The sequence below is a fragment of the Bacillus sp. SRB3LM genome (assembly GCF_015712745.1).
GTDB lineage: Bacteria > Bacillota > Bacilli > Bacillales > Bacillaceae_G > Bacillus_A > Bacillus_A thuringiensis_K.
In genome coordinates, this window is record NZ_VWVQ01000007.1 from 252406 (window position 1) to 266053 (window position 13648).

Consider the following 13648-nt stretch of genomic DNA (forward strand, 5'->3'; position numbering starts at 1 on the left):
GCCCCTTTCTATTATAACGTTCTCTTTTTCTATTATATAGTTTTTTTCCAAAAAAATCTGTGAAATATTAAAAAACAAAAAAATAAGACCTCTTGGGCAGAGGCCTTATACTATATGCTGTATCGCTTCAACGATATCATCAAATTGGAAACTATCCGATCGACCTTGCTTTAAAAATGTATTTATACCTTCTACTTTATTTTTACATTCAAAAATATAAGCATTTTCTTCATTTTCTTGAATCGTTCCTAGCTTAAAATACAATTCATTTTCTTTATAAATTGATAAAATCTTTCTCATTTCATTTGCAAGTTGCCAATGATGTGGCGAAACAATTTCTTCCATAATCCTACTTACTGAATCTAATACTGAAATTGCAGGATAATGACTAAGCGTTGCAAGCTCACGCTTTAATACGATATGTCCATCTAAAATACCACGTGCTAAATCTGGTACAGGACCATTTAAATCATCCCCATCAACAAGCACCGTATAAATACCTGTTATAGATCCCTTTTGTGTTTTTCCGGACCGCTCTAACAACTTCTTCATATAACTTTCCATTAACAGTGTTTTACCACCAATCGGTAACTCTTTAACAGCAATATCAACACTTCTTCGTGCATCGGCAAAACGAGTAACAGAGTCCATCATAAGTAATACGTTATTACCTTGATCACGGAAGTATTCAGCAATAGACGTTGCGAGTTTCGCTGCACGAAGTTGCATAAGATGACTTTCATCTGACGTCGCTACAACAACGACGCTTTTTCGCATACCTTCCTCGCCTAACCCTTTTCGAATAAAGTCTTTTACTTCCCGGCCACGTTCCCCTACTAAACTAATAACGTTTATATCAGCTTTTGCATTTTTTGCTATCATTCCAAGTAAAGTTGATTTACCAACACCTGACCCAGCAAAAATACCAATCTTTTGACCGATACCAATTGTTAGCATAGAATCAATTGATTTTATTCCTGTTTCAAATACATCGGTAATCTCTTCACGTTCAAATGCATGTATAGGTGGTGCATCTAGTTTTATTTTCTGTAATGGAATGTTTTCAGCTTCCTCATTTAACACTTCACCATTTGCACTTAACACTTTTCCGAGCAAGTGATTACCACGTGGTACAACAACATCTTCTGAAACTAATGTCACTGAATCTCCATAACATACTTTTTCTGTCTGTTCAAATGGAAGAAGCATATTATTTTCCTTTTCAATGGCAATCACTTCACATAAGACGTTATGTTCTCCAACGAAGCAAACATCACCAATCTTCGCTTTCGGCCCTTTTGCTACGAAAAACTGTTCTTGTACACTATGAACTTTGCCTACTTTCGTATACAGCGGTGTTTCAATGAACTTATTCCATTTTTCGTTCTCATTCATTAACAGGCGGCTCATACATTTTGCTCCTCAAATAACTTCTCTTCTTCCCATTTCTGACGAAGTTTCGCAAATATAGGTGCAAATTTAAATTCAAAGAACTCTTTCTCTTCTTCCAGAACAAATTCACCAAACTGCAGGGAGAAATCATATTTCCATTCTACTAATTGTAGTAACCAATATTCTTTCGTATTTTCCTTCTCTTCTTGAATACGTTCAAACGTTTCTGGATGTACGGTAATGATTAATTTTTCAAACGAAGTAGGCAATGTTTGCACGATGCCAGTTAAAATAGGTAACACATCAAGCAATCGTGAATCTACCGCTTGATTCACGATTTTTTCTGCTAGATGAAATGATTGATCCCATAATAACTCTGTCCATTCATATGCTGTTTCTTGTTGTTCTTTTTGAAATTGCACACGGGCTGCTTCCATCTGTTCCATTTGTTCATGAATATGCATTTGAAATTGTTCTTTATCTTGTAATAACTGCTGACGCTCTCGTTCTAGCATTTGCTTCTCTTGCCTTAGCTGATTCATTTCCATATGTAATGATTCTTGCTGGGCGCGAATCTCTGCATGATCAGCTTGTAATTCTTCCTCTTCTATTTGAACTGAAGCTGGTTTTGGAAATTGTAATTCATACGTTTCTTCAGAAAAAGAAACAGAATTCTTCGGAATTCTGTTTTTAAATAAGGACATCCTCTTCACCTCTTTGAACGATAATTCTTCCTTCTTTCTCTAGCTTTTTCACTGTACCAGTGATCGTTTGCTGTGCTTTTTCAGCATCCGTCATCTTAAGTGGTCCTAAGCCATCTAATTCTTCTAGAATCATCTCTTTACGGTTTGAAGACATACATGTAAATAATTTCTCTTTAATTTCTTCTTTTGCAATTTTAAGTGCTTTCGCAAGAACACCGTTATCTGTAATTTCTTCTAATACACGGCGAAGCGCAAGATCTTCAAGACCAAGTAAGTCTTCAAAGACAAACATATTTTCTTTAATTTTCTCAGATAACTCATAATCGACTTCATCCAGCTTTTGAAAGACTGTTTTTTCAACACCTCGTGAAACGTTATTTAAAATGTTTACGATTGTTTTCAAGCCATCAGTTTTATTAATTGCACTAAATGCCATATTATTTAATTTCGTTTTTAACAACTCACCAATTTGATTAATTAATTCACCATCAACTTGTTCTAGTTTCGCTATACCCATTACCGTTTCAACGCGCTTATGATCTGGCAATCTCTCAATTAATTGAGACGCAAGTTGCGGTTTAATATAAGAAGCGATAATTGCAATTGTTTGTGGTGACTCATCATTAAGCACTGTAAGAAGTGGCTCTAAATCTGTAAGTGAATTTAAGAACTCAAACGGATTATCTTTGTTATACCAAAGATCTTCCAATAATTTTTCCAGTTCGTCTTCTGGCATGTTTTTAAATATGCGACGAATGTATTCTTTATCTGGAGTGACTAAGTTCAATTCTTTTACATTTAGTTCATATAAGAACTCTCCTAGTACATTTTCTAACGTTTCTGGTTTGTATACACGAAACTTTGCGATTTCACGAAGTAATACTTCTTTTTCCTCAGCTGTCATATATTCAATGACTTTTGCTGCCACCCCTTCTTCTAATGTACGAATAAGGATGGCAGCTTTTTCTTTGGAGGAGATTTCATCTAACATCGTTGTTCCTCCCTTACTGTCCGTTTAACCATTTTTTAATTACTTTTGCAGTACCTTCTACATGTTCTTTCGTAGCATCCTGCACTTGTTCATCTAACGTAGGTTCTTTCGGTTCTTCTGGTTCAGGTTTTGGCTCTGGCACTATTTTTTCTTCAGGAATTTCCAAGATACTTTCATTACTTGCAGCAATTTCCTCTTCTGCTAAGTATTCTTCATATTCCTCTTCTTCTTTCTTTCTCTTACGTCTTGCTAATAAGAACCATACTAGACCACCGATTGCTAATAAGCCAGCTGTAATTCCACCGAATAACCACCAGTTCATACCACTTTTTTCTGGCTCTTTCTCTTTTTCGGCTTTCGGCTGATCGAACTGAACAGTTACAACGTTAACTTGACCATTTATAAAGTTACCGTTCGGATCAGCTTGAAGTCCTGCCGCTGTTCCGATTGCTTCTTTAAAAGTCGTCATATCAATTCTACGTTTTACTAACGTATCATTATCTACCCATACAACAACATTCGTTTTCGTTAATTCTGGGTGTTTCTTAATTGTTTCAACTGTTTTATCTATTTCATAGTTTTCGATTTTGTTGCCATTTTTATTATCGTAGACAACTTTACCATTTTGATTATTGTTCGTACCGTAGTTTGGCACTTCACCGTTAGCTGTAATACCAGCACCTTGCTTCGTATCTGCCCCTTCTTGCGCAGTAGAGCTTTCCTCTTGCTCTTGTTTACTACGAAGTACACCTTTATCACCATACTTTTCTGACTGACGTGTAACTTCATCGTAGTTTACAGATACTTTCGTATTCACTTTATATTCATTCGGTTTAAACATCGTCATTAACGTTGCATCAATATCTTGCTTTAATTTACCTTCAAGTTGGTGCTGCATCTCTACTTCTTTCTCGTAAGAAGAGGAACTACTAGAATGTGCTTCATCTGTACCTTTTGAGATAACACCTTTTTTACTATCAATAACACTTACTTCTTCTGCCTTCACACCAGGAACTGCTGCACTAATCATTTGCTGTATACCCGCAACTTGATCAGCTGTTAACAATTGTCCACGCTTCACTCCAACCGTAATCGCCGCTGTTCCTTTTGCTTTTTCTTCATCAAAAATTGTCTCTTTTTCAGGCAATGTAATTTGAACATTTGCCGTTTCAACTGTCGCAAAATTTCTTACAATATCTTGCTCCAATTGCTTCTTCGTACCGACAATTTGCTTCATTTTTTTATCTTGCTCACTTGAACCGAGCGAGCTTTCTAATAAAATTTCCTCACCGCTTTTAGAATTAAACGGTAAGCCCATCCCATTCATTTCTTTTCGAACCCATGGAGCATCATTCTTTTGCACACGAATCGAACCATCGGTCGCTAATTGATAATCGACACCTAACTTCGATAATTCTGCTGTAATCTCTTGTTTATCTGTATCATTTAAATTTTGATATACAACAACATATTTATCTGGCAAGGTGAAGTATAAAAGTGCTCCTGTTACAATCGCTAAAAGCGCAGCACCAATTACTAACTTATGCCACGTTTTTAACGATTGGATAACATTTTTCATCTTTTCCATTTAAACACACCCGTCCACTTTCCTAAATTTGCATATTAATTAGTGACTTATAATTTTCAATAAGATTATCACGTACGAGAGCAGCTGTTTTCATTTGAGACTCAGCTTTCTTTTGCTGAATTAAAACGTCATGTGTTTCTCCTACCCCTTTAGTTAGTAAATCATATACTGCTGTTTGCGCATTGTTTTGCGTTTGATTCATATCTTCCAATAAATCAATAAACTTTTTCCCCTCAACTACAGATGTTTGAGAAGTTTTCGGTGCACCAATTGACTGAATTGCTCCAAATGGTTGTGTATGTAACATTGGTTGAATTTTCATATTACTATCTTCCCCCTTATCCTCGGCCGATTTCTAAATCTTTATCAAGCATTTTTTTATTCGCATTTAATACACTCGTATTCGCTTCATACATTTTTTGAGCAACCATTACATTCGTCATTTCAGCAGTTACATCAATATTGGGATAACGTACATATCCTTCTTCATTTGCGTGCGGATGCGTCGGATCATACACTAAATTTTCCGTTTTGTCTGCTTCAATACTTTTTATTTTTACTCCATTAGTAGGAGCCCCATCTAGCATACTTGCAAAACTATTGTTTGATTCTAGCACCACACTACGACGCTCATATAAATCTGCCCCCGGAGCCGCCGTCGTATTTGCATTTACAATATTGTTAGAAGTAACTTCCATCCACTTTCTCGCTGTCGTTAGTCCTGAGCCACTTGCATTAATTGCCTGAAACATCCGTTGTCTCTCCTTCTACTTTTAACGTCCGCGTGCCGCTTGGTTAATTGCATATTGTGTATTAATTGCGTTAACTGAAATACCATATAACTGATTTGCTTTCATTAAATCTAGCATTTCTGTCGTTACATCCACACTATTTCCGTCTTTATTCGTTTGCATTGATTTTGTTTGAATCTTTGCATATGTATTTTTCGTATTTACTGTCGGTAAGTGCATTTCATTCGTTTGATATAAATCTGGATTGCTCTTTAAATCAGCCGCATTATTTTTATATAAGGCACTACTTTTATTCATCTGCTCAGCAAATGTTACATCTTGTGCTTTATAGCCAGGTGTATTCGCATTTGCAATATTACTAGAAACAGTATTTCGTTTCGTCACTAAATAATTCATATAATGGCTTACATCACTCACTAAATCTGGCATATTCCACACCCTTCCTTTTCTAACGTAATGATCCACTGATAGAAGTTTCACTTCATTATTTATTTTCTTATATGCGTTTATTAAAATATTTACTATTATGTACCCTTACATATTTTATTCCATTTTTTCATTGTTGTCTTTAGAAAAATACAAAAATATAAAAAAGAATGCAAAAAACTGTATACACATAGTAATCTATAGAACATTTCAATATATAAACTATAAACTAAATTCCATTTTTCTATTATTTGGATTACTATTATTTTTTCATCACAGTCATAAAATGAAACCTCAATCAGCGGAGTTCTTTATGTAAACGAAGGAATAGACCCCCTTTTAAAAGGGGAATCTGTTTCCAAACGTTATTATTAATATTTACCGTAAAATGAATTAGCCTTCATTCGCCCATCATTTGTCATAATCATTTCTTCCAAAATCTTTTGCTTATCCCGAATATGCTGAGCTGCCTTAATAATGAACGGGCTTACTTCTGCTGCAACTTGCGCACGCGTTTCTTCATCCAATGTCATCATCCAGCGATTTAACATCTCACTCTTTTCAGCAAACTCTCTGTCTGACACTTGCAATTCACCGATTTCATTAAAACAGCTGACAAACGTCCGATAAATATCATTGTTCATTTTCAAGTGCTCCGCGGTAACCGTCTATTAAATCTTGTAACACTTTCACAATTGCATCAATATCTTTCGCTTCACGCGTTACTTTCATCGTTTGAATTTGAATGCTAATCCAATCATATAAACCATAGAGACTATCATATAAATCTTTCGTAATTTCAGGATTTAATTGAAGCTTTAGCTCTTCAAAAATACGTTCTAATTTTTCAAGAAGTGCGTCCCCTTCTTGAAGTTTAAAAGTATGTAAAAGTTCTTCTAAATTACGAAACTCTACAATACATCTTTCATAAATAAAAATTGTATTTTTAATCGGATTACTCGTCATAATATCATTTTGCATATAACGTTGCCATGCTTGCATACGATCACTTCCTCAACTTTCATTAATCATCACTTTTTTGTTTTGTCATTGCTTTAATTGTTTTTAGTTGGCTATCAAGCGCCGCCAATGTACTCTCTAGCTTTTGATACTTCTTCACGATTTCATCTTGCTTTTGCAAGTTTTGCGTCTCAATATCTTTAATCTTTTTATCTAAATCACTTACACGTGAGTCAATGTTTTTAACTCTCTCGCCGACTACACCTTTATCACCGAATAGTTTATCAAGCGGTTCTTCCATCATTTTTCCTAAACCGTTAGAACTAAAGAAAAATTGCTTCGCTGCATCGGGTTTTTCTTTTAATGCTTGTGTTAATTTTTCATCATTAACTTCCATCGTTCCATCTTGCTTTAATTGAATACCAAATGTGAATAAATAATTACCATCTTGAGAAAATGTTACGACATTGTTCATTGCCTGACGTACACTTTGCATAATAGCTTGACCTTGGAAAGCTCCACCTTTTCCAGCAAAGATATCTACTGTAGAAACAGCTTTATTATAATCAGCTACCATTTTTTTAATAACATTCGATGCATCTGTTACGTTTGAGTCATTTACTGTAAATTTTAGATCTATACCTTTTGCTTTTGGATCTGTTGTTGTACCAGCATCTGGCGCTCCTTCTACTTTCGGCTCAGTTACCTTTAACAACTCAATTTTCACACCAGGAAGAGCTTCAATTGTATTAGTAGAACCTTCCCCTTTGATACCATTAATAGTATACATAGCATTTTGTGCTTCATTGATTGTATTGAGCGCTGTGCCATCCGCCTTAGCTAAACCCATATCTTGAAATAGTGTAGATGTGTTCGCCTCAAACTTAATCTGTCCATCTGTTCCCTCTTTTTTCGAGGTCATGAAAATTTTATTTCCAAGTGTATAAGCTGATACGCCATAATCTCCATCATTAATCTTATTAATTAAATCTTTATATGTCATATCAGTTGTTACTTTTAGTTCTTTACCACCTAGTTTTAATGTTTCATCTTTAGGAAGCTTTGCATTTATATCTTTAATTTCATTTGAAGCTATTTGATGACGCTGTGCAAGCTGTGTAATCGTCATATTAAAAGTTCCTGCAATCGCACCACCATCAGCTTTTACATTAATATAACCGTCTTGTGTTGTCGTTACTTTTTTCTCATTTCCTTTAAAAGCCGCTAAGTTTTTAAAAGTTTGTGTAAAAGAACTAAATTCTGATTTTAAACTTGTATATAGTAGTTTATCATTTGTAAGGTCATTCTTTTCTTTCGTATATGGTGTTTTCTTCATATCTAAAGCATTCATTTCTAATTCGACGAAGTTAGAAGTATCGATCATATTATTTCCGAGGTTCCAAATTTGTTGTCTACCACCAATACCTGTCATCGTTGTTCCTGCCATTTTTCTCACTCCTTATAGATTACATGTAGTCTAAAATACTCGTTTTACTCATCGTACTAACCGCTTTAAGCGTCGCTTCATATGTTGCATTTATATATGCCAAGTCAGAAATTGCGACCGCTAAATCAACATCCTCAATTTCTTTACGGTTTTCTTGAAGCGCTAAGTTTTGCTCACTTAAAATTGTTTTAAACGTCTCCATTGTGTTCATTGTTGAACCAACTTCAGTCGTACGGTTAATGATGCCATCTAAGTTTTTCTTGTTTTCTCCTAATAACGGTTGTAACGCTTTTTGGTCACCTTTTTGCATCGCTTCGCTCATCTGTTTTAACGTTTTTATTACCGGGGATAACAATGCTTCTCCATTACGGAATGCTTTTAATTCATAACCATCATTTAGTTGCCAGTTCACATCATTTTTTCCGCCCTGGTACGTACCATCTTCTGTAAATGGTGACTTTTCTGCACTATCACCACCGAAAATATAACGACCTTGCTCTTTCGTATTCGCTAAATATACAACTTGTTTTAAAATTTGATCAATCTCTGCACCGATGGCTTTCAATTCTTTTTCACCATTTGGCTCATTTAATGCCTGTACCGTTAATTGATCTGCTCTCGTTAAAGATTTAAAAATACCTTGTAAAGTATTTTCAGTTTGTGTTAATACATTTTTTGAGTCAGCTAAATCTTTCTGCATTTGTTCAATATTCGCCAATGAATGTTGAATCGCAAATGATTTACTCGCTGCTAGTGGATCTTCACTCATAAGAAGATTTTTCTTCCCTGAAGTTACTTGGTTTCTATGGTATTGTTGTTGCACATTCAAATCCATTAACTGATTCTTTGCCCAGTTTGCATTTTGAAATGTAGATACTCTCATTTCTATCTCCTCCTTATATATTTCCAATCAATTATTATCACTTATCGAATAATCGAAAATAGACTATCAAACACTTCATTCATTGTAGTAATAGCTTTAGAGTTTGCGACGAAATATTTTTGGAAGGCCATTAAATTTACCATTTCCTCTTCCATATTTACACCTTCAACGCTCATTTTTTCTTGTTGAATACCTTCTAGTAAGTCGCCATGAATTTTTTGATAACCATTTACTGCACTTTTATCAGATGCAACACGAACTATAAATTGATCTAATGCTTGTTTATAAGAAAGACCTTCTTTATAATCGTCCTCTGTAACTGCTGCTAGTTTATTTGCTGTTTCAGCAGATATTTTCATTTTCGAAATATCTTTTTGGAATTCTGGATTTAACTTCATATCTTTCGCATGATCTCCAACGAAGAAATCTTTTCCCATCACTGTATTCACTTGATTTTTCACTGAACTCATTAAGTCTTCGAGATTTTTTTTATAATCAACAATCTTTGCTTTCGTATCAATCGCTGACTTTATCGCTCCGCTAGTTACAGAGATTTCTGAACCGTAAATCTCAACTGACATTGGGTCTTTTTCTTTATTTAATTGAAGTGGATATGTATCTTGTCCATTTACTGTTAAAATACCATTCATTCTAACACTCGCAATATTAGGATTCATAGATTCATAAGATACTTCGATGTTTGCATACTTAGACATCTCTGTAACGATGCGATCTCGTTCGTCTAAAAGTTGATTCGGCACTTGTGTACCCGCTTGTCCAATTTTATGATTCGCTTCTGCTAAACTAGCAGCAAGACGATTAAATTCATTAACATGCGCTTCAATATCTTCTGCTGTCTGTGCTTCCACTGTATCTAAGTTTTTCGCAAGACGATTCACTTGACTTGTGAACTTCCCAGTTTCAGAAATTAATGTATCATAGTAGTTTGGTTGCTCTGGATTTTTTGCTACTTCACGAAAGGCATTAAAGAAACCGTCCATTAAACTAGATAATGAATTCTTCCCTGTCGTTCCAACCATAGACTCTACACGTGATAAAGTTGAATTCATGTAGTTATAGTAAGAGAGCTGAGATAATTGATCATTAAACTGCTTCGTTTTTACCTCATCAGTAATACGGTCAACACCTAGCGTTTGTACACCGTAACCAATTCTCTGTTCTGGCGTATGACCATTGCTTGCTCCAACAGATCCGTAATTCACCATTTGACGAACATAACCCGGTGTATGAATGTTAGACAAGTTTTGTTTCGTTGTTTGTAACCCCATTTGAGCCGCTAACATGCCCGATAGCGGTGTATTATAATCAGATAATCTCATAAAGCTTCACTTCTCCTTTACAATAGTTCGTTCATAAAGATTTGCGAATTATTGTTTCGCTCTAAATTATATTCAGAAACAGAATCCACAATACTTTCTGTAGTTTTTAATAGTACGTTTAAGTAATATTGATTTTTCAAAAGAAGCATTTTTACATTCTCTTCTAATTCAGTTACGTTTTTTTGTAATTCTTCCATTTTTTCAATTTCTTCTTGAGAAAAATACGAAAATAACGCACTTACACGAAACGATTCAACCCCTTGTTCTTTACAGAACTGAACAACCATTTCTTCTAATGAGCTTGATAACCCTTTTAAACCATCAATGTACTGCAATTGCTCTACTTGCAATTTTTGAACTGCATTTACATTTTTATTTTTTAAATTCTCATATATTTGCTCTCCAAGCGCTTGAATATTTTCATACGCTTTTTGAATAATAACGAGTTTTTCATATAATTGTATGTACATATAGCTTCCTTCCTTTTACAAGACTAAATTCACAATTAAACCATGGATTTCTCCAATTTGATTTAACATTTCTAAATGTCCTGTTTTCGTATTAATTAAATTCATAACATCTTCTAATTCATTCAATCCCATTTCTGCCTGTTTCACAATCGTCATTTTCTGTGAATATCCGTAACGCGGGTGACGAGACATGACATCTTTATACTGCAATACATTATCCACGTAAAAATTCAAAAATGATTTTACTGTATTTTTGTATTCCATTACATTATCAAGCGTTAATTCCATTTCAATTTTCTCTTTAATTTCTCCAATATTATCGACAAACGCTTCCATTTGTTCTAGTAATTTATCTTTTTTCGGATCTGCATGCAAATTATCCGAAAATGCAAGTCCTGTTCTGACATTTGCTTCTTTCGGCATTTGAGTAGCAGGCGGTATATGCGATAAAATTGGATTATGCGAGATAGAACGTAGCATATATATCACCTATTTATTTTTTTATTTCTTCCTAAACTTAATCGTAAAATCCAGTTATTTATAATTATACTCTGAACAGTAATATTTTGCAGTTATTTTTTATAAAAGATATGTTACAATTTAGCATGAGGTGGCACAATTCTATGAATATTTTCCTTTGTGGTTCAAATCAATTAACAGCATTAGATCAAGAAGAAATTAAAAAATTTTTAACTGACTATGCTCACAAACATAAAATTTACATATTATGTTATAAATCTATTGAAAATGAGGTTCTTCGTTTTTTCGTTGAGAATGAAAGACTCGCTCAAAATTTATGCCTTTACACGCTGCAACCATTGCAAGCAATTACAGATGAATTTCAAGAAGTCGTTGATTACTTAAAAAAACACGGAGCCGAATATGTTGCTTTTGATCATCCTTCTGACTCCATTTACCGATCAGATTATATGTTTTTTGTTAAACAAATTATTGAAGACACTGATTTAGTTCTCTGTTTTTATAATGGTGACAAACATACATCTGTCATCCCTGTCGATGTTGCAAAAGAAGCAGGTATTGATGCTGTCATTTATGATTTACCAGGATTACATGAAAAGCAAATGAAAAAAAGCTTTGAACAAAAAATTCGTATGATGTAAAGGGGGAGGCACAATACCATTATTGTGCCCATTGTAAATATGATAATTGAACAAGATTATGATCATTTTATCGCGAGTTTTAAACAACAATTCAATATGGACATCGCTTCATATAAACAAGATAGAATGCGCCGTAGAATCGATGCTTTCATTTCGAGAAAAGGCTTCGAAAACTACACTAATTTTTTAAACAAATTACGCGCTGATCAAAATTTATTTTTAAATTTTATTGACTATATTACAATTAACGTTTCAGAGTTTTTTAGAAATAAAGAACGATGGCAAACTTTAGAGTCAAAAGCACTACCAAAATTACTCGAACAAAATAGCGGAAAATTAAAGGTATGGAGTGCCGCTTGCGCTGCTGGTGAAGAACCATATACACTCTCTTTAATTTTATCAAAGCATCTAGCTCCATTTCGTTTTGAAATTCAAGCAACAGATCTTGATTTTCATATTTTAGAAACTGCAAAACGCGGTCAATATACAGAACGTTCGTTAAAGGAATTACCTAATGATTTGAAAGAACGTCATTTCACAAAAGAGAATGATTTATATTCATTGCATCAAAACATTAAACAAAACGTCTCGTTTAAACAACATGACCTTTTAATGCAGTCATTCGATACAAATTATGATTTGATTATTTGTCGCAATGTAATGATATATTTCACAGAAGAAGCAAGAGTAAAACTTTACGAAAAATTTAGTCGTTCTTTACGAAAAGGCGGTGTACTATTTGTTGGTAGTACGGAACAAATTTTAACACCCGAGCGTTACAATCTTCAGCGATTTGATACATTCTTCTACGAAAAAATATAAAAGAGGTCGTCACAATGGAGTGACGACCTTTTTACATAACTCGAATTAAAATAATACCGACAATCCATATGAAGAGAAAAAGAAACGTCATAGACCATTTATGTTCTTGCATCGTTTGTTTCAACGCCTGTGACAATTGTGTCATGTTCATTTCCGCAAGCGCTCTCCATACACTTACATCCCGATCTTTAGCAATGCGGTCTGTAACGCTAATTAAAATCGTTTCGTTAGACAATTTTGTTATATAAGCAGTAATTACCGTTACCATCAAATTTATATTTCCTTCTGAAGAATCACTTTCCACTCTAGAGATGAGTGCACTTACATCTAGTAAAGGAATATGTACTTTTCTACCAAATGATAGTTGCACTTCAGCGAAATCATATGTTCCATCTAACAAAGGAAGTTCTTTTATATGCGCCTGCTTAATAAGTCCTTGTAGGCTTCTAATTACTTGTTCAAACACTTTTTCTGATTGCTTTCCTTCTTGAGATAATGTATGTAACTTTTTAAAAAGTTGTAACACTGTATCCATCTCTTTAGAAAGCATTTCCTTCATAATCTTTCCATCACTTAAACTTGCAAGTAAAATACCTATTTCATTATTTTTCGAAATAATTTTAGACTGTCCAGTAAACACTAAATTGCTACGCTTTCGTTCTTTCTGGATTTCATGCTCCGAAATAGCTGCAGGCTGTTTTAATGGTTGTAGCGTCTTATCTTCAATTGTCGTACGTTTAATCTCCATTTAA

17 protein-coding genes are annotated in these 13648 nt (G+C 34.2%); 2 read left to right on the forward strand and 15 right to left on the reverse strand.

Annotation, left to right across the window (positions count from 1 at the left end; genetic code table 11):
• Window positions 1-105: 105 nt before the first annotated feature.
• From F3I02_RS05910 to F3I02_RS05975, 14 genes are all read right to left on the reverse strand, one after another.
• The gene (locus tag F3I02_RS05910; protein WP_196477747.1) at window positions 106-1410 is read right to left on the reverse strand and encodes a flagellar protein export ATPase FliI; all 1305 of its coding nucleotides are present in this window, start codon (window positions 1408-1410) and stop codon (window positions 106-108) included.
• Entirely contained in the window at window positions 1407-2096 is a 690-nt protein-coding gene (locus tag F3I02_RS05915; protein ID WP_196477748.1) for a FliH/SctL family protein, read from the reverse strand. Before F3I02_RS05915 ends, F3I02_RS05910 begins: the two co-directional genes overlap by 4 nt.
• A complete protein-coding gene (gene fliG, locus F3I02_RS05920; protein ID WP_065224024.1) occupies window positions 2083-3087 on the reverse strand; it encodes a flagellar motor switch protein FliG in 1005 nt (334 codons plus the stop codon). Before fliG ends, F3I02_RS05915 begins: the two co-directional genes overlap by 14 nt.
• A 13-nt stretch (window positions 3088-3100) precedes the next feature.
• Complete coding sequence (locus tag F3I02_RS05925) at window positions 3101-4675, reverse strand: flagellar M-ring protein FliF C-terminal domain-containing protein (protein ID WP_144574761.1); 1575 nt, start codon at window positions 4673-4675, stop codon at window positions 3101-3103.
• Window positions 4676-4697: 22 nt separating this feature from the next.
• Window positions 4698-4997 (reverse strand): flagellar hook-basal body complex protein FliE, encoded by a 300-nt coding sequence (gene fliE / locus F3I02_RS05930; RefSeq protein WP_000701672.1) that lies wholly within the window; start codon window positions 4995-4997, stop codon window positions 4698-4700.
• 16 nt (window positions 4998-5013) lie between these two features.
• A complete protein-coding gene (gene flgC, locus F3I02_RS05935; protein WP_000484680.1) occupies window positions 5014-5427 on the reverse strand; it encodes a flagellar basal body rod protein FlgC in 414 nt (137 codons plus the stop codon).
• A gap of 21 nt (window positions 5428-5448) precedes the next feature.
• A complete protein-coding gene (gene flgB / locus F3I02_RS05940; protein WP_372588481.1) occupies window positions 5449-5907 on the reverse strand; it encodes a flagellar basal body rod protein FlgB in 459 nt (152 codons plus the stop codon).
• Between the two features lie 317 nt (window positions 5908-6224).
• Window positions 6225-6497, reverse strand: coding sequence for a hypothetical protein (locus F3I02_RS05945; RefSeq protein WP_001058088.1), 273 nt, complete (start codon window positions 6495-6497; stop codon window positions 6225-6227).
• Window positions 6487-6855: a flagellar export chaperone FliS gene (locus tag F3I02_RS05950; protein WP_001149516.1), complete on the reverse strand. Its 369-nt coding sequence runs from the start codon at window positions 6853-6855 to the stop codon at window positions 6487-6489. Before F3I02_RS05950 ends, F3I02_RS05945 begins: the two co-directional genes overlap by 11 nt.
• A 22-nt stretch (window positions 6856-6877) precedes the next feature.
• Window positions 6878-8260, reverse strand: a complete 1383-nt coding sequence (locus F3I02_RS05955; RefSeq protein ID WP_196477749.1) for a flagellar hook-associated protein 2 — start codon at window positions 8258-8260, stop codon at window positions 6878-6880.
• Window positions 8261-8279: 19 nt separating this feature from the next.
• Window positions 8280-9143 carry a flagellar hook-associated protein 3 gene (locus tag F3I02_RS05960; RefSeq protein ID WP_001266403.1) on the reverse strand — a complete coding sequence of 288 codons (864 nt, stop codon included), beginning with the start codon at window positions 9141-9143 and terminating at the stop codon, window positions 8280-8282.
• 41 nt (window positions 9144-9184) lie between these two features.
• Window positions 9185-10483 carry a flagellar hook-associated protein FlgK gene (flgK, locus tag F3I02_RS05965; protein ID WP_196477750.1) on the reverse strand — a complete coding sequence of 433 codons (1299 nt, stop codon included), beginning with the start codon at window positions 10481-10483 and terminating at the stop codon, window positions 9185-9187.
• 17 nt (window positions 10484-10500) lie between these two features.
• Window positions 10501-10953 carry a hypothetical protein gene (locus tag F3I02_RS05970; protein WP_000275885.1) on the reverse strand — a complete coding sequence of 151 codons (453 nt, stop codon included), beginning with the start codon at window positions 10951-10953 and terminating at the stop codon, window positions 10501-10503.
• A gap of 15 nt (window positions 10954-10968) precedes the next feature.
• Window positions 10969-11433, reverse strand: a complete 465-nt coding sequence (locus F3I02_RS05975) for a YaaR family protein (protein WP_000946323.1) — start codon at window positions 11431-11433, stop codon at window positions 10969-10971.
• 143 nt (window positions 11434-11576) lie between these two features.
• Between F3I02_RS05975 and F3I02_RS05980 the strand changes: the two genes are divergently transcribed.
• Complete coding sequence (locus F3I02_RS05980) at window positions 11577-12074, forward strand: flagellar motor switch protein FliG (protein ID WP_001020110.1); 498 nt, start codon at window positions 11577-11579, stop codon at window positions 12072-12074.
• Between the two features lie 39 nt (window positions 12075-12113).
• Window positions 12114-12896, forward strand: coding sequence for a protein-glutamate O-methyltransferase CheR (cheR, locus tag F3I02_RS05985; RefSeq protein ID WP_000582876.1), 783 nt, complete (start codon window positions 12114-12116; stop codon window positions 12894-12896).
• Window positions 12897-12927: 31 nt separating this feature from the next.
• Here cheR and F3I02_RS05990 read toward each other — a convergent pair whose 3' ends face one another.
• Window positions 12928-13644, reverse strand: a complete 717-nt coding sequence (locus tag F3I02_RS05990; RefSeq protein WP_000403967.1) for a hypothetical protein — start codon at window positions 13642-13644, stop codon at window positions 12928-12930.
• Window positions 13645-13648 lie beyond the last annotated feature (4 nt).

Bases quoted from the DNA above. Each gene is read 5' to 3' on its own strand.
- F3I02_RS05950 (WP_001149516.1), bottom strand. From the start codon at position 6,855: ATGCAAGCATGGCAACGTTATATGCAAAATGATATTATGACGAGTAAT.
- F3I02_RS05955 (WP_196477749.1), bottom strand. From the start codon at position 8,260: ATGGCAGGAACAACGATGACAGGTATTGGTGGTAGACAACAAATTTGG.
- F3I02_RS05925 (WP_144574761.1), bottom strand. From the start codon at position 4,675: ATGGAAAAGATGAAAAATGTTATCCAATCGTTAAAAACGTGGCATAAG.
- F3I02_RS05980 (WP_001020110.1), top strand. From the start codon at position 11,577: ATGAATATTTTCCTTTGTGGTTCAAATCAATTAACAGCATTAGATCAA.
- F3I02_RS05970 (WP_000275885.1), bottom strand. From the start codon at position 10,953: ATGTACATACAATTATATGAAAAACTCGTTATTATTCAAAAAGCGTAT.
- F3I02_RS05960 (WP_001266403.1), bottom strand. From the start codon at position 9,143: ATGAGAGTATCTACATTTCAAAATGCAAACTGGGCAAAGAATCAGTTA.
- F3I02_RS05990 (WP_000403967.1), bottom strand. From the start codon at position 13,644: ATGGAGATTAAACGTACGACAATTGAAGATAAGACGCTACAACCATTA.
- fliE (WP_000701672.1), bottom strand. From the start codon at position 4,997: ATGAAAATTCAACCAATGTTACATACACAACCATTTGGAGCAATTCAG.
- F3I02_RS05910 (WP_196477747.1), bottom strand. From the start codon at position 1,410: ATGAGCCGCCTGTTAATGAATGAGAACGAAAAATGGAATAAGTTCATT.
- F3I02_RS05945 (WP_001058088.1), bottom strand. From the start codon at position 6,497: ATGAACAATGATATTTATCGGACGTTTGTCAGCTGTTTTAATGAAATC.
- flgC (WP_000484680.1), bottom strand. From the start codon at position 5,427: ATGTTTCAGGCAATTAATGCAAGTGGCTCAGGACTAACGACAGCGAGA.
- fliG (WP_065224024.1), bottom strand. From the start codon at position 3,087: ATGTTAGATGAAATCTCCTCCAAAGAAAAAGCTGCCATCCTTATTCGT.
- cheR (WP_000582876.1), top strand. From the start codon at position 12,114: ATGATAATTGAACAAGATTATGATCATTTTATCGCGAGTTTTAAACAA.
- flgK (WP_196477750.1), bottom strand. From the start codon at position 10,483: ATGAGATTATCTGATTATAATACACCGCTATCGGGCATGTTAGCGGCT.
- F3I02_RS05975 (WP_000946323.1), bottom strand. From the start codon at position 11,433: ATGCTACGTTCTATCTCGCATAATCCAATTTTATCGCATATACCGCCT.
- F3I02_RS05915 (WP_196477748.1), bottom strand. From the start codon at position 2,096: ATGTCCTTATTTAAAAACAGAATTCCGAAGAATTCTGTTTCTTTTTCT.